We start from the raw sequence: 18,081 nt of genomic DNA, 5'->3' as shown, positions 1-18,081 counted from the left end.
AGCGAGGCGAAACGCGGTGAGCCGAGCTCTGGACGTTTCGTCTTCGCTCCTTCGTCGCTCCGCTCAACGACCGGAGAGTGCGGTGACGGCAGCGGCTTCGACGGCGAGGCCGGCTCGGTAGCGGTCGAGGTAGGCGGTGAAGCCGGCGACGTCCGCCGGCTCGGGGGCGGCGACGTCGATGGCTGCGTCGGCGAACACGGTCTGCTCGAGATACTCGGGAAGGGTGGATGCCGGACGCCCGGCACGTGTGCTGAGCGACGCACGAGACGAAGAATCCTGAACCGCCCTCGTGTACGCGGCCAGCACCGCGATGCCCCACGCGCCGCCCTCGCTCGCGGTGTCGCCGACGGCCACCGGCGCGTTCAGGGCAGCGGCGAGGAAGCGCTGGGCCACGCCCGCCGTGCGGAACAGCCCGCCGTGCGCGAACATGCGGTCGAGCCCGACGCCCTCGGCATCGAGCACGCGCATGCCGAGCGCGAGCGTGCCGAACACGCCGTACAGCTGGGCGCGCGCGAAGTTGCCGAGCGTGAAGGCGCTGTCGGGCGTGCGGACGAACAGCGGACGCCCCTCGTCCAGTCCGGCGATCGGCTCGCCCGCGAGGTGGTTGTACGCCAGCAGCCCGCCGGCATCGGCGTCGCCGTCGAGCGCGGCGCGGAACAGCGCCTCGAACACGGCGTCGCTGTCGACCGGGACGCCCGCCGCGGCGGCGAAGCCCCCGAACAGGCCCGCCCACGCGCCGAGCTCGCTCGCGCCGTTGTTGCAGTGGACCATCGCCACCGCGTCGCCCGACGGCGTCGTGACGAGGTCGAGCTCGTGGTGCACGCTGTGGAGCGGCCGCTCCAGCACGACCATCGCGAAGATGCTCGTGCCGGCGCTGACGTTGCCCGTGCGCGGCGCGACCGCGTTCGTGGCGACCATGCCGGTTCCGGCATCCCCTTCGGGAGCGCAGAACGGGATGCCGGCGCCCACCGTCCCGGTCGGGTCGAGGAGTGCCGCGCCCTCTGCCGTCAGCGCCCCGGCGGCCTCTCCTGCGGCGAGCACGCGTGGCAGCAGGTCGGCGAGTGCCGGGACGCGACCGGCTGCGCGCTCGTCGTAGCGGGACACCAGGTCCGCGTCGTAGTCGCGGGTGCCGGAGTCGATCGGGAACATGCCCGACGCGTCGCCGACGCCCAGCACCTTCTCGCCCGTGAGCCGCCAGTGCACGTACCCGGCGAGCGTGGTGACGAAGCGCACGTCGGGCACGTGGGCCTCGCCGTCGATCACCGCCTGGTGCAGGTGGGCGATCGACCAGCGCAACGGGATGTTCACGCCGAACAGCTCGGTGAGCTCGGCGGCGGCCGGGCCCGTGTTGGTGTTGCGCCACGTGCGGAACGGCACGAGCAGGTCGCCCGCCTCGTCGAAGGCGAGATAGCCGTGCATCATCGCCGAGACGCCGATCGCACCGAACGTCGTGGGGCGCGCGCCGTGGCGGCGTTCGGCGTCGGCCACGAGGTCGGCGAACGCCGCTCGCAACCCGGACCACACGTCGTCGAGGGCGTAGGTCCAGAGTCTGTCGCGGTACTGGTTCTCCCACTCGTGCCCGCCGACGGCGAGCACCGTCGACGGGTCGTCGGCGTCGACGAGGCATGCCTTGATGCGTGTGGAGCCGAACTCGATGCCGAGCGCGGTGCGGCCGTCGAGGATCGCCTGGGCGGTGGCATCCACACCCGCCACTGTCACTTCTCGCCCTCGCGTCGCTCGTCGGACGACTGCCCGTACACGTTCTGGTATCGGTGATAGAGGCTGTCGATCGCCTCCTGCGGGATCGGGATGAGCGGCCCGGCTTCGCGGGCGTGGTGCACGGTGCGGGCGACGTCCTCGACCATCACGGCGGCCTTGACGGCGTCCTTGGCCGACACGCCGATCGTGAAGGGGCCGTGGTTCTGCATGAGCACGGCGCGGCTGCGGTGGCCGGTCAGCGTCTCGACGATGCCCCGGCCGATCGAGTCGTCGCCGATGATCGCGAAGGGCCCGACCGGGATCGGACCGCCGAACTCGTCGGCCATCGCCGTGATGACGCACGGGATCTCTTCGCCGCGCGCCGCCCAGGCGACCGCGAACGTCGAGTGGGTGTGCACGACTCCCCCGACCTCGGGCATGTGCCGGTACACGTAGGCGTGCGCTGCGGTGTCGCTCGAGGGACTGCGCTCACTGCCCTCGGAGCCCGGCACCACGTTGCCGTCGAGATCGCACAGGATCATGTTCTCGGGGGCCAGGTCGTCGTAGCTCACGCCCGAGGGCTTGATGACGAACAGGTCGGCGCCGGGCACGCGGCCCGACACGTTGCCGCCCGTCCACACGACGAGGCCGTAGCGCACGAGCTCGCCGTGCAGCTTCGCCACGTCGGCGCGGACGGCGGCGATGGATGCCTCCACCTCGGGAGAGAACGTCGGCGCGGGTGTCGCCGGTTCGGGGCTGGTCACGGGGTCCTCCGTCGGGTCTCGTGGAGCGGCGTTCGATGCCGCGGTTGTCGATGTTACCGGTAACAATGGTCATGGTGCCACTCGGAGAGGTGCACGATCCACTCTGCGCCCGCACTGTCGCGCCGCGTTCGCTGTCAGGCCGGCGGGGCCGCCGTGGACGCACGGGCGACCAGTCGCGGTGCGGCAGGCTCGGGAGCGTCCGAGCCCAGCACCCCCGCCACCGCGCGGCGCGCCTCACCCACGAGGTCGAGGCCCACCGTCGTGAGCGCAGGGCTGTAGAACGCGGCGTCGGGGTTGTCGTCGAAGCCCGTCACACTGACGTCTGCCGGGACCGCGAGCCCCGCTTCGCGCAGGCCCGCGACGAGTCCGAGAGCCATCTGGTCGTTGGCGACGGCGATCGCGGTGGGTCCGTCCGGCGCGCGCACGGCCGCCGCGACATCCGCGGCGAGCGCGGCGCCGGCTGCGGCGGTCCAGTCCCCCGACCACCGCGGGCCGGGCGTCAGGCCGGCCTCGGCGAGCGCGCGCAACGCGCCGACGTCGCGCGACTGCGCCTCGAGCCACTCCTCCGGACCCGACATCCGGGCGATCCGCGAGTGCCCGAGCGCGACCAGGTGCGCGACGGCGAGGGCGGCGCCCTCCTCCTGGCGCGCGGCGCCCGATCCGGTGTGCAGAGCGGTGATCGCGACGCCGGGATGCGCGTCGACCAGTGCCGTGAGCGTGGCTGCGTGCGGTGCCAGCACGATGAGGCCGTCCACGCCCTGCCCGAGCAGCCGGTCGGCCGCGTCGCGGACGGATGCCTCGTCCACCGCGTCCGCGTAGGCCGTGGCGATCCACCGCCCGGCGTCGCGCGCAGCGGCGTCGAGGGCGGCGATGCCGATCGCGGGTCCGTACAGCGTCGCGTCGGAGGCGATGACGCCGAGCGTGCGCGTGGTGCGCGTGCCGAGCGCGCGCGCCGCGTTGTTGACGCGGTAGCCGAGCTCCGCCATCGCCGCCAGCACGCGGTCGCGCGTCTCGGGACGGATGTTCGGCCGCTCGTTGATGACGCGCGACACCGTCTGCGTCGACACGCCGGCTGCGCGCGCCACGTCGCGGATCCCCGCAGGCGGGCTGGACGGAACGGCCTCAGGCATGACGCTCAGGGTAGCGCCGCACGACGGGCACCTCCGTTCGGCGCCGAGGCGCGGCATCCCTCGCTCATCCCTTGACCCCGCCCGTGCCGAGCCCGGACTGCCAGTACCGCTGCAGGAACAGGAAGGCGATCACGAGCGGCAGCACCGAGACCAGCGATCCCGTGATGACGGTCGAGAAGACAGCCTGTGAGCCCCCGCCCGCCGAGGCGGCCGCCTGCAGCTGCGCGAGGCCCACCGTGATGGGGTACAGCTCGGACGTGTTGAGCATGATCAGCGGCAGGAAGTAGTTGTTCCACGTTCCGACGAGCGAGAACAGGAACACCGTCACGAGCCCGGGGCCGAGCAGCCGCAGGCCCACCTGCCAGAACGTGCGGAACTCGCCTGCGCCGTCCACGCGTGCGGCTTCGATCAGGCTGTCGGGGATGGCGTCTGCGGCGTACACGCGCATCAGGTACACGCCGAACGGGCTCACGAGCGAGGGCACGATGATCGCCCAGGGCGTGTCCGTCAGTCCCGCACGGGCGAAGAGCAGGTAGGTCGGCAGCGCGAGAGCCGTCAGCGGGATCATGATGGCGCCGAGCGTCACGCTGAACAGCGCGCGCCGCCCGGGGAACTCGTACTTCGCGAAGGCGTAGCCGGCCATGGCCGCCAGCAGGGTCGCGCCGAACGCGGCGACGACGGCGTACACGACCGTGTTCAGGAGCCACCGCGCGAACAGCCCGCCGCGCACGGTGAAGAGCTCGAGAAGGTTCTCGCCGAGGGAGAAGTCGCCGCCGAACCAGAGCCCGAAGGTCGAGAACAGCGCCGACGTGTCCTTGGTCGACGACACCAGCAGCCACCACAGCGGCAGCACGAAGTACACGACGCACAGCCACAGCAGCACGGTCAGGAGCATGCTGCGCCGCTTCTCCGGCACGTAGCGCCGCGGCGTGCGCCGGCGCGGACGCGCCGGGCGTCCCGTCACGATCGCGCGGGTCTCGAGGTCGGTCATGACATTCCCCTCCGTTCGCGGCGTTCCCGTCTCTGCTCGCCGAGCTGGACGATGTACGAGACGATCGCGATGAACAGCCCCAGCAGGAAGGCGATCGCCGCGGCGTAGTTCAGCTCCCGGTTCACGAACGCGAGGTTGTACGCGTAGTAGTTGGGCGTGAACGAGTTCGTGATGGCGTCGGGGGCGATCGCGTTGAGCAGGCTCGGCTCGTTGAACAGCTGGAACGAGCCGATGATCGAGAAGATGACGGTCAGCATGATCGCCGGGCGGATCGCCGGGATCTTGATGCTCCATGCGACGCGGAACTGACCGGCGCCGTCGATCTCGGCCGCCTCGTACAGCTCGGCGGGGATGGCGCGCAGCGCCGCGTACATGATGATCATGTTGTAGCCGACGAACTCCCACGTGACGATGTTCATCATCGAGCCCAAGATGTTGCCGGGCGACAGGAACTCGGGAGTGCCCCAGCCCACGGCGCGCGCGATCTGCGCCAGCGGCCCGAAGTCGGGGCCGTAGAGGTAGCCCCACATCAGCGTCGCGATGACGGCAGGGACGGCGTACGGCATGAAGATCAGCAGCCGCACGCTGCGGGAGCCGCGGGCGCGGCCGCTGTCGAGAGCGAGTGCGAAGAACAGCGCGAGCCCCAGCATGATCGGCACCTGCACGACCAGGAACAGACCGACCCTGCCCAGACCGGCCCAGAAGTCCGGGTCGGCGAACGCGCGGAGGTAGTTGGCGAGGCCTGCGAACTGCTCGCCGCCGATGAGCTTGCTCTCGAAGAGGCTCAGGTATCCGGCGTAGACGAGCGGGACCACCAGCATCGTCACGAAGACGATGAAGAACGGGAGGATGAACAGGTACGCCGCCCGGTGCTGGCGACGGGTCATGGCGTTGCGCCGGCGACCGGACGGTGGCGACGACATCGCCGCGCCGGCCGGCGGGGCGAGGGTTCGAGAGTGCGACATTGCTGCTCCTTGTGCGGATGTGTGCGCTCGACGGGTCCGGCCGGCCTTCCGGCCGGACCCGTCGAGCGGTGTGCCGGCCTACTCGACCGTGAAGCCCTGCGACTCCGCGTACGACACGAGCTGGTCCTGCCACGTGTCGAGGGCGTCCGAGATGTCGCCCTTGTCGGCGATGACCGTGCCGACCGTCTCTTCGTAGCTGGAGTAGACGTAGTCCATGAACGGCAGCCACTGGAAGTCGGTGTCGACGGTGTCGGAGATCTCGGCGAACAGCTTGTTGACCTGCTGACCGCCGTAGAACTCCGACTCCTGATCGGCGAACGCGGGATCGTCGAGCACCGACACCTGCGGCGGGAACAGGAACTGCTCGGTCGCCAGCATCATCGCGGACTCGTCGTCGTGGTTGATGAACTCGGCGAGCTTGTAGGCGGCGATCGGGTTCTTGCTCGAGGCGAGGACGGCATCCGACGACCCGCCCCAGTTGCCCGAGACGTCGTCCCCGGCGTTCCACTGCGGGAGCTTCGCGGCGCGCCACAGCCCCGACGTGCTCTCGGCGGTGCCCTGCAGGAAGACCGGACCCCACGCCGCGGTGAGCCACCCGGCGTACTTGCCGTTCGCGAGCCCCTGGTACCACTGGTCGTTGAAGTCCACGTCCGTCGAGATGAGGTCCTGCTGGATCAGGCCGGTCCAGTAGTCGGCGACCTTCTTCGCCCCGTCGCTGTTGACGTCGATCGACACGGTCTCGGCCCCGTCGTAGGCGAACGGCTTGACACCCGCCTGCCAGAAGAAGCCGATCATCTGGCCGGCCTGCGTGGCGCCGAGGTTCGAGATGTACGAGCCGGTGGCGTCCTTGACGGACTTGGCCGCGGCGGCGTAGTCGTCCCACGTGGCGGGCGGCTCGGTGATGCCGGCCGAGGTGAGGATGTCGTCGCGGTACAGATTGCCCATCGGCCCGACGTCCTGCGGGATCGACCACACCTCGTCGCCCGGAGAGACCTGGTTCCACGCCCAGTCGACGTAGTCGTCGGCGATGTCGTCGGCGCCGTACGGGCTCAGGTCGAGCAGCGACTTGCTCAGCACGAACGACGGGATGTACTGGTACTCGATCTGCGCGACGTCGGGTGCGCCTTCGCCGGCTTCGAGCGCGCTGCGCAGCTTCTGATAGTGGGCGAGGCCCTGGCCGACGTTCTCGACCTTGACGTCGATCGCCGGGTACTTCTCCTCGAAGAGGGCCACCTCCTTGTCGATGTCGGGCACCCACGTCCAGAACGTCAGCTCGGTCGGCTTCTTCATCGCCTCGTCGATCTGGTCCTGGGTGACGGCCTCGCCGCTCGTGCCGCCGCCGTCGTCGCCGCTGCCGCTGCAGCCGGTGAGCACCAGCCCCAGCGCCACGGTCCCGCCGAGCAGCGTCGCTGCTGTCCTCCGCGTGTTCCTCATTTCGGTTCCTCCTGTGATCGTTCGGATCGCGGTGATCCCTTGGCACTCACTGTGCGAGCAGCGCCCTGGTCGCCCAGGACGCCAGTGAGATCTCGGTGCCGGACGCGAGGGACTCCCCCGTCACGGCGTCGGTGACGGATGCCGCCAGCACGACGGTCTGCGGCTCCCATCCCCAGTTGAAGACGAACCACGCCCGGCCACCGCCCGGGAGCGTGCCCGATGACACGGTGACCGCCGGCGGACGTTCCGAGACGAGGGCGTCGGCGATCGGCGTGGGGACGGCGTGCCGGATGATCGACGCACCCAGCTCAGGCGACGGGACAGTGCCGACCACCGTGATCCGCCCGTCGCCGTGGGCCCTGGTCGTCGCGGCGGCGAAGTCCGAGAACCGGGGGTGGTCGTAGCGCGCCAGCACGGTGGCGTCGTCGACGATCAGACCGTCCGCCCACAGCCGGGCGGCACCGTGCACCGGCGGTGCATCCGCCGTGACGCCCGACTCCGGCACGGTCGCGAGGTCGCCGGCCAGGTTCGAGAACTCTTCGTAGTGGATGCCGGCAGCGGCGGCCAGTCTCGCCGGCGCGACCTCGACGCGGGCGCGGGCCTCCTCATCGCCATAGCCCGTGCGGATGCCCACGATGAGGTGGCCGCCTGACGCGGCGTATTCGCGCAGCAGGTCGAGCTGCTCGTCGGATGCCGCGTACAGGGCGGGCGCCGCGAGCACCGGGAACCGCGCCGCGAGCTCTTCCGGCCCCAGGGCTGCCGCCTGATCGATGTGGACGATGCGGGCCTGCGCTCCAGCATCGAGGACGCTGCGGTGGAACGCGTCGAAGATCCGCGTGTACGCCGTGCGGTCGGGTCCCCCGTCGGCCGTCGCCAGCGGCGGGGCGAACTCGAACGCGTAGCGGCTGTCGTTCGACCACAGCAGCGCGACGTCGGCGTCGGGCTCGTAGCCGTCGAGCGCTCCGCCGATGCGTCCCAGGTCGTCACCCAGCTGTGCGAGCTCGCGGTAGACGCGGCCCGGCACCAGGCTGTGCGGCAGCACGCCGCCCCAGTACGTCTCGGTCCCGTACGGCAGCGTGTGCCAGTGCCAGTACTCGATCATGGCCGCGCCGCGCGAGATGAGGGCGAACGCCGCCATCGCCAGCTGCCCCGGGTACGGCGGCAGGTTGAACTCCGCACCGCCGATCGACTGGGCGTCGGTCTCGGTCACCAGGAACCGCGACTGCTTCGACGAGTACAGGCGGTCGGCCTGACGGAAGAGGGCCGCGACGCCCGTGGTCGTCCACGGCGTTGCCGGCGCCAGCTCGAGTGCGGCATCCAGGTGATCCTGCATGGCGTAGTACGGATTGCCTGCGGTGACGTCGAGCGCGCGGACGACGTGCTCATCGTCGACGGCGGGGCGCGGGTACGCGATGCACGTCGTGACGAACTGCTCGGACCGCGCGTACTCCCGCACGATGTCGGCCTGCCAGGCGATGAACTCGGTGGTGAGCTCGGACTGGTACCGCCGCCAGGCGAGGTCGTACTGCGGCAGCGTGTTGCCGTCCGGCGTCCACAGCTCCGACCAGTCCGACAGCCGATGCGACCAGTACGTGAGGCCCCATTCGCGGTTGAGCGTCTCGACGCCTCCGTAGCGCGCCTTGAGGCGGCGGACGAACCGCTGGAACGAGCCGCGGTTGTGGAAGAGCAGCATGCCCGGTTCGTTGTCGACCTGGTATCCGATGACGGCGGGGTGCCCGGCGTACCGCTCGATGACGGCACGGATGACACGCTCGGCGTGGAACCGGAACGCCGGGTGCGAGTAGTCGACCTCCTGGCGCGCTCCCCACGGAACAGGGCCGCCGGTGGTGCGCTCGGCCGCGATCTCGGGGTAGGCCGCCTGCAGCCACGGCGGCACCGCGTAGGTGGGCGTGCCGAGGATCACTGAGATCCCTCGCGCGTGCGCACCGTCCAGCACCGGCTGCAGCCAGTCGAGGTCGAACTCGCCGTCGCGGGGCTCCCACGTCGACCAGACCGACTCACCGACGCGGATGACGGTGAACCCCGCCTGCTTCATCAGGTCGAGGTCGAGTGCGGTGCGATCTTCGCGGTGGTACTCCGCGTAGTAGGCGGCGCCGAACAGGATGCCGCTGGGAAGCTGGGGCGTGCGGTGAGGGTTCAAGACGTACTCCGTTGTGACGAGTTGCGCGCGGGGGCAGGGCCGGATGTTTCCGATAACATCCATCCGTGGGGACCACTATGTTGCCGATAACATCGGCGTGTCAAGAGGTAACATCACCGGCATGGATGCCTCGCCCCGCGCCGCCCGTCCGGCGACGATCTACGACGTCGCCGCGGCGGCGGGCGTATCGCACCAGACGGTGAGCAGGTTCCTCGCGGGATTCGAGGGGATCCGCCCCGAGACGCGGGCGAAGGTGACGCAGGCGCTCGTGGCACTCGACTACCGCCCCAACAAGGCCGCACGCAGCCTGAAGTCGGGCAGATCCCATCTCATCGGCGCGATCACCCACGAGGCGTCCGAGGTCGGTCCCAGCCGGATCGCCGAGGCGGCCAGCGCCGCGGCACGCGAGGCCGGCTACGTCCTCGACCTCATCTCGGTCGACATGCGCGACCCGCGCGCGATCGAAGACGCGCTCGACCAGCTGACGCAGCACTCGCTCGCCGGCATCCTCGCCCTGGCGTCGACCGACGAGATGGTGGCGGCGCTGTCGGACGTCGACTTCCGCGTGCCCGTCCACCTCGAAGTCGAGGTCGACGACCCGTCGAGCTTCTCTGAGACGGGCATCGCCGAGCTCGTCGCCCACCTCGCGGGCCTGGGCCACCGTCGCTTCCTGCACATCGCCGGACCGGCCGACTGGTCATCGGCCCGCGGCCGCCAGCACGCGTACGAGTCGGCGATCGCGCTGCATGGGCTGACCTCGGCCGGCGTCCGCCACGGCGACTGGTCGGCCGCCTCGGGGTACGAGGCGGCGGCCGCATCCGGCGGCCCGGCGGGAGCGACGGCGGTCGTCGCGGCGAACGACCAGATGGCGCTCGGAGCGATGCTGGCCCTGAAGGAGCAGGGCCTGCGCATCCCGGACGACGTCAGCGTCGTCGGGGTGGACGACATCCCCGAAGCCGCGTACTTCGACCCGCCGCTGACGACGTTGCGCAACGACTTCGACGCGACAGGGCGGCACGCCGTGCGCACGCTCCTGGCCCTCATCGACGGCACCCCGCCGCCCGAGCGCGCACCTCGTCCGCCCATGCTGGTACCGCGCCGCTCGTCGGGCCCCGCACCCGGGTGACCGTGGCAGGCTGGTGTCATGCGCATCGCCCTCTCCGGTTCGTCCGGCAAGCTCGGAACCGTCGTCGCACGCGAACTCCGCGCGTCCGGCCATGACGTCATCGGCCTCGACGTGGTGGGATCCCGCGGTCCCGGCTTCGTCCAGGTCGACCTCACCGACTACGGCCAGGTCGTCGACGCCCTGACCGCCGTCAACGACCGCCACTCCGGATTCGACGCGGTCGTGCACCTCGGCGCGATCCCGGCCCCCGGCATCCGCTCCGACGTCGCGACGTTCCACAACAACATGACCGCCACGTTCAACGTGTTCTGGGCGGCGGTGCGGCTGGGCATCCGCAAGATCGTGTACGCGTCGAGCGAGACCGTGCTGGGCCTGCCGTTCGACGTGCCGCCGCCGTACATCCCCGTGGACGAGGAGTACCCGCCGCGGCCCGAATCGGTGTACTCGCTCGTGAAGACCCTCGAAGAGCGCATGGCCGTCGAGCTCGTGCGCTGGCATCCCGATCTGTCGATCACCGCGTTCCGCTTCTCGAACGTCATGGTCCCCGAGGACTACGCGGCGTTCCCGTCGTACGACGACGACGCGACGACGCGCAAGTGGAACCTGTGGGGCTACATCGACGCGCGCGACGGCGCGCACGCGATCGAGCGGGCGCTCGAGGTCGCCCCGACCGGCTTCGAGACCTACATCATCGCCGCGGCCGACACCGTCATGTCGCGCCCGAACGCCGAGCTCGTCGCCGAGGTGTTCCCTGGGGTGCCGCTGACCCGTGAGCTCGGAGAGCACGAGACGCTGCTGTCGATCGACAAGGCCCGCCGGCTGCTCGGCTACAACCCTCAGCACTCGTGGCGGGACCACGTCTCGGGATCATGAGCCAAGACCCGCGCCTCGCCGCCGCCCGGTACCGCGCCGCGCAGGACGCGGAACAGGATGCCGCACCGCCGGCGTCCGGCGCGTCGCGCGAGCGCGCGCAGGCGTACTCGGCCGCCGACCGCGCGGCGGTGATCGAGACCGAGATCCAGCAGGCGATCCGGCGCGGTGAGTTCGACGACCTGCCCGGAGCCGGCAAGCCGCTGCCGGGCCTGGGCGACCACCACGATCCGGACTGGTGGATCCGGCGCAAGATCGAGACCGAGCAGCTCACCGGCCTCGGCCCGCCCGCGCTCATGCTCAGGGTCGAGAACGAGACGCTGGACGACCGTCTCGACGAGTTCACTCGCGAGTCCGACGTCCGCACCGAGCTGGAGGATTTCAACCGCCGCGTGATCGAGGCTCGCCGGCAGCTGCTCGGCGGCCCGCCCGTCGTGACCCCGACGCGCGACGTCGACGCCGAGATCGCCGCGTGGCACGCCCGGCGCGAGGCCCGCGCCGCGGCCGCCGAGGATGAGACGACGGATGCCGCACCCCGGCCCCGCCGTCGGTGGTGGGGGCGCGGCCGGTAGCCCCGGCATCCACTCGTCCGCTCACGCAGCGAAGACTCAGCGGCGCGGGATCGTCGACCCCCGGATGACCAGCCGCACGGGCAGGTGGTGCGTGCCCTGCCCGATGTCGACGCCGTCGATCGCGTCGAAGACCCGCTGCGCGGCCTGGCGGCCGAGCTGCTGCAGGTTGGCGTCGATGCTCGTCAGCTGCGGGCGGGAGTTGGTGGAGAGCACCTCCCAGTTGTCGTAGCCGATGACGGCGAGGTCGTCGGGCACGTTGCGGCCGAGATCGCGCGCCGTATCGAGCACGCCACGCGCGATCTGGTCGGACCCGCAGAAGACCGCGTCCACGTCCGGATGGCGCTGCAGCAGCATGGCGGCGGCGTCGCGCCCCCAGTGCTCGCTCCACTCCGAGAACATCGGGTCTCCGACGAGTTCCAGCCCTGCCGCGGCGAGCGCGGCGCGGGCGCCTGCGATGCGATCCTGTGCGGCGGCGTACGCGGGGTCGCCCGTGATGTGCGCGATGCGGGTGCGGCCGCACGAGATGAGGTGCTCGATCGCCAGGCGTCCGCCCGCGTAGTTGTCGGGGGTGAGAGACAGGTCGCGCGCATCGTCCGACGGCGCGTAGGCGTACACGACGGGCACCGGGATCTCCTGTCCGAGCGACGGACGGGGATCGGTCTGGCGCCCGACCACGATGATGCCGTCGACGCGCCGGCTCAGGAGCGCCTTGAGGTGGTGCTGCTCACGGATCGCGTCGCCGCGTGCGTCGCACAGGAACACGTTGACCTGCCCCGCCCCGAACGCGTCTTCGGCGCCCATGAGGATGGGGATCATGAAGCGGCCCTCGAGGTCGCTCGTGAGAAGGCCCACGGTGCCGGTACGACCGGCGAGAAGGCCCTTGGCCATCGCGTTCGGGGTGAACGACAGCTCTTCCGCCGCGCGCAGCACCCGCTGACGCGTGGCCACCGCGACATCGTCGCGGTCGTTGAGCGCCTTGGACGCCGTCGCGATCGAGACGCCCGCCAGCCGCGCGACGTCACTGAGCGTCGCGGTTCTCGATCCGGGCTCGTTCGCTGCCACCGGCACCCCCTTCGGTGCTTAAAGGTTATCGAAGACACTACTTGACGCCACGATAGCGTGGGCGATAGCTTGCTCGAAATGGCTTTCGGTGATTTCGAAAGCCTCCTGCACCACGACGCAGCGGTGCCGACCCGGATCGGCGTCATCCGCTCGAAGAAGAGCCAGAGGAGACAGTTGCATGATCACCACACGACGTCGTGCCGCGCTGCGCGCGGCCACGGCACTCGTCACGGCCGGCGCCCTCATCGGCGGACTGGCCGCCTGCACCGGCAGCGGCGGCGCGCCCACACCGGCCGAGTCGATCCCCGCGGACGGCACCGACGACGGCTCGACGCTCACGCTGTGGACGCGGGCGCCGCTCGAGAAGCAGGCCAACCTGCTCGTCGACGCCTACAACGCCTCGCACGAGAACCAGGTCGAGCTGACCGTCGTCCCCAATGACGACTACGTCGCCAAGGTGGGCGCGGCCGCCGGCTCCGGGGGCCTCCCCGACCTGTTCGCCGCCGACATCGTCTACGTGCCCAACTGGGTCGAGCAGGGCCTGTTCCAGGACCTCAGCGCCCAGATCGACGGCCTCGACTACAAGGACCAGATCAACCAGGGCCACCTGTCGGCCGGCACCGATGCGGACGGCAAGGAGCACGTCCTCCCGTTCGTGCTCGACCTGTCGATGCTGTTCTGGAACAAGGAGCTCTTCGCCGAGGCGGGCCTCGACCCCGACAAGGCGCCCGCGACGATGGCCGAGTACGCCGACGCCGCCAAGAAGGTCCAGGCGCTCGGCAAGGACGGCGTGTACGGCACCGCGACGGGCCTGAACTGCGGTGGATGCCTCGTCTTCACGTGGTTCCCCGGCATCTGGGCCTCGGGCGAAGAGGTGCTGAGCGACGACGGTCGCGAGTCGCTTCTCGCGAACGACGCCGCCAAGGAGGTGTACGACACCTGGCGCGACCTGTGGGAGTCGGGCGCCGTGCTGCCGAGCTCGCAGGACGAGGCCGGTCCCACGTGGACGGCCGCCTTCACCGAGGGCAACGTCGGCCTGATGTACTACCCCGCGACGCTGCTGTCATCGACCCCGTTCGACGTGGGCGTGGCCGGCATCCCCGGCGTCGACGGGGGCGCGTCGACGTTCGTCGGCGGCGACGGCATCGGCGTCTCGAAGGACTCCAAGAAGACCGCGCAGGCGTGGAACTTCCTCACGTGGCTGATGTCGGAGGACGCCCAGGTCGGCGTGCTCGCGAAGGACAACGACGTGGTCTCGCGCGCCGACTTCGCCGACAACGAGTACGCGGCCAAGGACGAGCGCCTGGTCACGATCAACCAGGTGGCCGCGCAGGGCGACACCCCGGTCGCCCTCAACTTCCAGCAGGCGTTCAACGCACCCGGCAGCCCCTGGCTGACCCTCGTGCGCAACGCCGTGCTCGAAGGCACCGACACGGTCGACGCCGACAACGACGGCATCACCGAGATCCTCGCGCAGTGAACCATGGCGGTGGCCCGGGCGACCGGGCCACCGCCGGCCTTCCCCCGGAGAACGATGACATGACCGCGCAGACGCTGACCCCGCCGACGAGTCCCCCGATCGCCCCGCCACCGCGGCGCCGCACGTCCCGCGCCCGCCGCGACGCGCTGCGCGGCTGGCTGTACGCCTCGCCGACAGCCCTGTTCGTGGTGTTCGTCTTCCTCGTGCCGCTGGCGCTCGTGCTGCAGATGTCTGCGTCGGACTGGCCGCTGCTGTCGGGCAACCAGGGGTGGAACCTCCCCGAGAACTACGTGGATGCCGTCCAGCACAGGCTGTTCTGGGACGCGACGTGGTTCACGCTGAAGTACACCGTCATCACGACGATCCTGCTCATCGGTCTGGGGCTCGGACTCGCCCTGCTGGTGCAGGAGTCCACACGGTGGAAGTCGATCCTCCGTACGTCGTTCCTCGTGCCGAGCGCACTCGGCCTGGCCTCGGCATCCCTTCTCTTCTACGTGCTCTACTCGCCGTACGCCGGGCCGTTCGCCGACCTCATGCAGTCGTGGGGCTTCACGTTCCTCGGCACGCCGGAGGGCGCGCTGTGGTCGACGGTGTTCCTCATCGTGTGGCGCTACGCCGGGTTCTACATGCTGCTCATGCTGGTCGGCCTGCAGGCGATCCCCGACGATGTGTACGAGGCGGCCCGCATCGACGGCGCCTCGACGTGGCAGACCTTCCGCCGCATCACGCTGCCGCTGCTGCGGCCGACCTTCGCGCTCACGATCGTGCTGTGTGTCACGGGCTCGCTGCTCGCGTTCGAGCAGTTCTACATCCTCACCAAGGGCGGACCCGACAACAGCACCATGACGATCGTCCAGCTGATCTACAACGTCGCCTTCCAGGGCCAGAACAACCTCGGCATCGCCGCGGCGCTGTCGGTCATCGTGCTGCTCGCCCTGATCCTGATCAACATCGCCCAGCTGCGCGCGTTCCGCCGCACCGACGAGGACTGAGGCCGCCCGCCATGTCTGTGCAGACCCTTCCCTCCGCGACGCACCTCATCGAGGTGCAGCCGTCGCGGCGCGGTCGCCGCTCGCCGGCGATGCGCGTCGTGTTCGGCATCCCGTACGCGGTGCTGACCACCGCGCTCGCGATCATGTTCCTGTACCCGCTCATCTGGACGGCCGTCTCTTCGGTCGCGCCGCGGGCCGGCACGAGCCAGCCCGAGGGCTGGGGCTTCGGCAACTACGCCGCGCTCGCGAACTACCAGGCGGGCGTCTGGGTGTACCTCGGGAATTCGGCCTTCGTCGCGCTGCTGACGGTGGCGCTCACACTCGTCGTCTCGACGCTCGGCGGCTACGCCTTCGCGCGCTTCTCGTTCCCGGGCAAGAACCTGCTGTTCCTCACGGTGCTCGCCATCCTGATGGTGCCGTACACGACGCTGCTCATCCCCCTGTACGTGATCCTCAACGCGGTCGGGCTGAGCAACTCGCTCGTCGGCGTCGCGATCGTGCTCACGATGTTCCAGCTGCCGTTCTCGATGTTCATGATGCGGATCTCGTTCGAGTCCGTGCCGCGGGAACTCGACGAAGCGGCCATGGTGGACGGCGCCTCGACCTTCGGCGCGCTGCGCCGCGTGCTGCTGCCGGCGGTCAAGCCGGGACTCATCACCGTCGGCATGTTCGCCTTCCTCGCGGCGTGGAACGACTTCATGGCGCCGCTGATCCTCATCACGGACACGAACCGCATGACGCTGCCGCTCGCGGTGTCCAACCTCCGCGTCCAAGTGCAGGGCGTCATCGACTACGGCGCGACCGAGGCGGGGGTCGTCGTGCTGGCGCTCCCCTGCGTCGTGCTGTTCCTGGTGCTCCAGCGCCACTACGTCCGCGGATTCATGTCGGGAGCCTTCAAGGGATGACCATGCAGAACACCACCACCGCCGCTCAGGCTCCCGTCGTCCCCGCCCGCGGCCGGCTGCGCCCGCTCGGTCAGCGCGAGGTACGCATCACCGGCGGCTTCTGGGGCGACCGGCAGTCCGTCAACGGCAGCGCCACCCTCGAGCACATCCAGTCGCGACTGGAGTCCGAGGGGTGGCTGGGCAACTTCGACCGCGCCGCCGCTGGCACGCTCCCCGAGGGACGCCGCGGGCGCGAGTTCGCCGACTCCGAGGTCTACAAGTACCTCGAGGCGCTCGCGTGGGAGATCGGGCGCACCGACGACCCCGCGCTAGAGACGCGGCTGCGCGCCGTCGTCGCGCGCGTCGCCGCCGCTCAGGAGCCCGACGGCTACCTCAACACGAACTTCGGCCGTCCCGGACAGGCCGACCGCTGGTCGAACCTCGAGTGGGGCCACGAGCTCTACTGCCTGGGCCACCTGTTCCAGGCGGCCGCCGCGCGCGAACGCACCCGGCCCGGGTCCGACGACGGCCTGCTCGGTATCGCGATCCGCGCCGCCGACCTGGTGTGCGCGGAGTTCGGTGCCGACGGCCGTGACGGGATCTGCGGGCACGCCGAGGTCGAGGTCGGGCTCGCCGAGCTCTCTCGCGTGACGGGCGATCCGCGGTACCTCGAACAGGCGCGTCTGTTCGTCGAGCGCCACGGCCACGGCACGCTGCGCGACATCGAGTGGGGCCGCTCCTACTTCCAGGACGACGTGCCGGTGCGCGACGCGGTCGCGCTGCGCGGCCACGCGGTGCGCGCGAACTACCTCGCCTCGGGGGCCGCCGACGTGGCGGTCGACACCGGCGACGACGAGCTGCTCGGCGCGCTGCGCCGGCAGTGGGAGCGCACGGTCGCGCGCCGCACCTACGTCACCGGCGGCCAGGGCTCGCACCACCAGGACGAGGCGTTCGGCGAGGACTGGGAGCTGCCGGCCGACCGCGCCTACTCCGAGACGTGCGCGGGCGTGGGCTCGATCATGTTCTCGTGGCGGCTGCTCCTGGCCGGCGGGGATCCGCGCCAGGCGGACCTCATCGAGCGCACGCTGTACAACGTCGTGGCGACCTCGCCCGCGCCCGACGGCCGCGCGTTCTTCTACGCCAACACCCTGCACCAGCGCGTGCCCGGATCGCCCGCCGACCGCGACGCGACCTCGCCGCGCGCCTCGTCGTCGCTGCGCGCGCCGTGGTTCGAGGTGTCGTGCTGCCCGCCGAACGTCGCCCGCACATTTGCGAGCCTCGACGCCTACGTGGCGACCGCCGACGACGACGGAGTGCAGCTGCACCAGTACGCCCCCGCCTCCGTGCGCACGACGCTCGCCGACGGCCGCGTCGTGGCCTTCGACGTCGAGACGGACTACCCCGCGTCCGGCGCGATCCGCGTCGTCTCGCGAGGGGACGCCGCGGCACCCTGGACGCTCTCGCTCCGCGTTCCCGCGTGGGCGTCGGGCGCACGCGTGCGTGTGACTGCGGCGGGCGGCGACGTCGACGAGCGGGAGGCCGCGCCGGGCACGGTCGAGGTGCGACGCGCGTTCCGCGACGGAGATGTCGTCGAGCTCGTGCTTCCGATGGCCCCGCGCCTCACGGCGCCCGATGACCGCATCGACGCGGTGCGCGGCTGCGTCGCCGTCGAGCGGGGGCCGGAGGTCCTCGCACTGGAGTCCGTCGACGCCGGCGCCGACGTGTCGACCCTCGCGCTCGCTCCCGGGTCCGTGCCGGCCGAGCGCGACGGCCGCGTGTGGATCGAGGTGATCGACCGCGCGACCGCCGACGCGGGCTGGCCGTACGGGCCGACCGGCGAGACGGCCCGGCCGCCGGCATCCCGAGCCGTTCCGCTGGTGGCGTACCACGCGTGGGCGCAGCGGGGACCCTCGACGATGCGCGTCTGGATCCCCGCGGCGACCTGAGTCCCG

At 70.8% G+C, this 18,081-nt stretch carries 15 protein-coding genes; 7 read left to right on the top strand and 8 right to left on the bottom strand.

Features of this window, described 5'->3' with window-relative positions; translation table 11 throughout:
* Positions 1–63 precede the first annotated feature (63 nt).
* From JNB62_RS00515 to JNB62_RS00485, 7 genes are all read right to left on the bottom strand, one after another.
* The gene (locus tag JNB62_RS00515) at positions 64–1,704 is read right to left on the bottom strand and encodes a xylulokinase (protein ID WP_308291688.1); all 1,641 of its coding nucleotides are present in this window, start codon (positions 1,702–1,704) and stop codon (positions 64–66) included.
* Between the two features lie 11 nt (positions 1,705–1,715).
* On the bottom strand, positions 1,716–2,462 hold the full coding sequence (locus JNB62_RS00510) for an L-ribulose-5-phosphate 4-epimerase (protein WP_308291687.1): 747 nt from the start codon (positions 2,460–2,462) through the stop codon (positions 1,716–1,718).
* 134 nt (positions 2,463–2,596) lie between these two features.
* Positions 2,597–3,592 (bottom strand): LacI family DNA-binding transcriptional regulator, encoded by a 996-nt coding sequence (locus JNB62_RS00505; RefSeq protein WP_220298922.1) that lies wholly within the window; start codon positions 3,590–3,592, stop codon positions 2,597–2,599.
* Between the two features lie 64 nt (positions 3,593–3,656).
* Complete coding sequence (locus JNB62_RS00500) at positions 3,657–4,583, bottom strand: carbohydrate ABC transporter permease (RefSeq protein WP_220298921.1); 927 nt, start codon at positions 4,581–4,583, stop codon at positions 3,657–3,659.
* Positions 4,580–5,548 carry a carbohydrate ABC transporter permease gene (locus JNB62_RS00495; protein WP_223230848.1) on the bottom strand — a complete coding sequence of 323 codons (969 nt, stop codon included), beginning with the start codon at positions 5,546–5,548 and terminating at the stop codon, positions 4,580–4,582. The genes JNB62_RS00500 and JNB62_RS00495 overlap by 4 nt, the downstream gene beginning before the upstream one ends.
* A 78-nt stretch (positions 5,549–5,626) precedes the next feature.
* Positions 5,627–6,982, bottom strand: coding sequence for an ABC transporter substrate-binding protein (locus tag JNB62_RS00490; protein WP_220298920.1), 1,356 nt, complete (start codon positions 6,980–6,982; stop codon positions 5,627–5,629).
* Between the two features lie 46 nt (positions 6,983–7,028).
* Positions 7,029–9,143, bottom strand: a complete 2,115-nt coding sequence (locus tag JNB62_RS00485) for a beta-galactosidase (RefSeq protein WP_223230847.1) — start codon at positions 9,141–9,143, stop codon at positions 7,029–7,031.
* 121 nt (positions 9,144–9,264) lie between these two features.
* On the opposite strand from JNB62_RS00485, the gene JNB62_RS00480 reads away from it, so the two are divergent.
* The 3 genes from JNB62_RS00480 to JNB62_RS00470 are packed head-to-tail and all read left to right on the top strand — an operon-like array spanning position 9,265 to position 11,711.
* Positions 9,265–10,269: a LacI family DNA-binding transcriptional regulator gene (locus JNB62_RS00480; RefSeq protein ID WP_220298918.1), complete on the top strand. Its 1,005-nt coding sequence runs from the start codon at positions 9,265–9,267 to the stop codon at positions 10,267–10,269.
* 18 nt (positions 10,270–10,287) lie between these two features.
* Complete coding sequence (locus JNB62_RS00475; protein WP_220298917.1) at positions 10,288–11,142, top strand: NAD-dependent epimerase/dehydratase family protein; 855 nt, start codon at positions 10,288–10,290, stop codon at positions 11,140–11,142.
* Positions 11,139–11,711 (top strand): DnaJ family domain-containing protein, encoded by a 573-nt coding sequence (locus JNB62_RS00470; RefSeq protein WP_220298916.1) that lies wholly within the window; start codon positions 11,139–11,141, stop codon positions 11,709–11,711. The genes JNB62_RS00475 and JNB62_RS00470 overlap by 4 nt, the downstream gene beginning before the upstream one ends.
* A gap of 36 nt (positions 11,712–11,747) precedes the next feature.
* On the opposite strand, the gene JNB62_RS00465 is transcribed toward JNB62_RS00470, so the two are convergent.
* A complete protein-coding gene (locus tag JNB62_RS00465) occupies positions 11,748–12,773 on the bottom strand; it encodes a LacI family DNA-binding transcriptional regulator (RefSeq protein WP_220298915.1) in 1,026 nt (341 codons plus the stop codon).
* Positions 12,774–12,951: 178 nt separating this feature from the next.
* Here JNB62_RS00465 and JNB62_RS00460 point away from each other — a divergent pair, with 178 nt between their 5' ends.
* Genes JNB62_RS00460 through JNB62_RS00445 form a run of 4 tightly spaced genes read left to right on the top strand, consistent with a single transcriptional unit; the run spans position 12,952 to position 18,075 of the window.
* A complete protein-coding gene (locus JNB62_RS00460) occupies positions 12,952–14,253 on the top strand; it encodes an ABC transporter substrate-binding protein (protein ID WP_220298914.1) in 1,302 nt (433 codons plus the stop codon).
* A gap of 59 nt (positions 14,254–14,312) precedes the next feature.
* A complete protein-coding gene (locus tag JNB62_RS00455; RefSeq protein ID WP_220298913.1) occupies positions 14,313–15,245 on the top strand; it encodes a carbohydrate ABC transporter permease in 933 nt (310 codons plus the stop codon).
* 11 nt (positions 15,246–15,256) lie between these two features.
* Positions 15,257–16,150 carry a carbohydrate ABC transporter permease gene (locus JNB62_RS00450; RefSeq protein ID WP_220298912.1) on the top strand — a complete coding sequence of 298 codons (894 nt, stop codon included), beginning with the start codon at positions 15,257–15,259 and terminating at the stop codon, positions 16,148–16,150.
* Positions 16,147–18,075 carry a glycoside hydrolase family 127 protein gene (locus JNB62_RS00445; RefSeq protein ID WP_220298911.1) on the top strand — a complete coding sequence of 643 codons (1,929 nt, stop codon included), beginning with the start codon at positions 16,147–16,149 and terminating at the stop codon, positions 18,073–18,075. The genes JNB62_RS00450 and JNB62_RS00445 overlap by 4 nt, the downstream gene beginning before the upstream one ends.
* Positions 18,076–18,081: the final 6 nt, after the last annotated feature.

This window comes from Microbacterium jejuense (assembly GCF_019511665.1).
GTDB lineage: Bacteria > Actinomycetota > Actinomycetes > Actinomycetales > Microbacteriaceae > Microbacterium > Microbacterium jejuense_A.
This window is presented reverse-complemented; position numbering and strand designations above follow the sequence as displayed.

Excerpts from the sequence above, each read along its gene's own strand:
- JNB62_RS00500 (WP_220298921.1), bottom strand. The coding sequence starts at position 4,583 with ATGACCGACCTCGAGACCCGCGCGATCGTGACGGGACGCCCGGCGCGT.
- JNB62_RS00460 (WP_220298914.1), top strand. The coding sequence starts at position 12,952 with ATGATCACCACACGACGTCGTGCCGCGCTGCGCGCGGCCACGGCACTC.
- JNB62_RS00505 (WP_220298922.1), bottom strand. The coding sequence starts at position 3,592 with ATGCCTGAGGCCGTTCCGTCCAGCCCGCCTGCGGGGATCCGCGACGTG.
- JNB62_RS00475 (WP_220298917.1), top strand. The coding sequence starts at position 10,288 with ATGCGCATCGCCCTCTCCGGTTCGTCCGGCAAGCTCGGAACCGTCGTC.
- JNB62_RS00490 (WP_220298920.1), bottom strand. The coding sequence starts at position 6,982 with ATGAGGAACACGCGGAGGACAGCAGCGACGCTGCTCGGCGGGACCGTG.
- JNB62_RS00450 (WP_220298912.1), top strand. The coding sequence starts at position 15,257 with ATGTCTGTGCAGACCCTTCCCTCCGCGACGCACCTCATCGAGGTGCAG.
- JNB62_RS00455 (WP_220298913.1), top strand. The coding sequence starts at position 14,313 with ATGACCGCGCAGACGCTGACCCCGCCGACGAGTCCCCCGATCGCCCCG.
- JNB62_RS00445 (WP_220298911.1), top strand. The coding sequence starts at position 16,147 with ATGACCATGCAGAACACCACCACCGCCGCTCAGGCTCCCGTCGTCCCC.
- JNB62_RS00495 (WP_223230848.1), bottom strand. The coding sequence starts at position 5,548 with ATGTCGCACTCTCGAACCCTCGCCCCGCCGGCCGGCGCGGCGATGTCG.
- JNB62_RS00480 (WP_220298918.1), top strand. The coding sequence starts at position 9,265 with ATGGATGCCTCGCCCCGCGCCGCCCGTCCGGCGACGATCTACGACGTC.
- JNB62_RS00470 (WP_220298916.1), top strand. The coding sequence starts at position 11,139 with ATGAGCCAAGACCCGCGCCTCGCCGCCGCCCGGTACCGCGCCGCGCAG.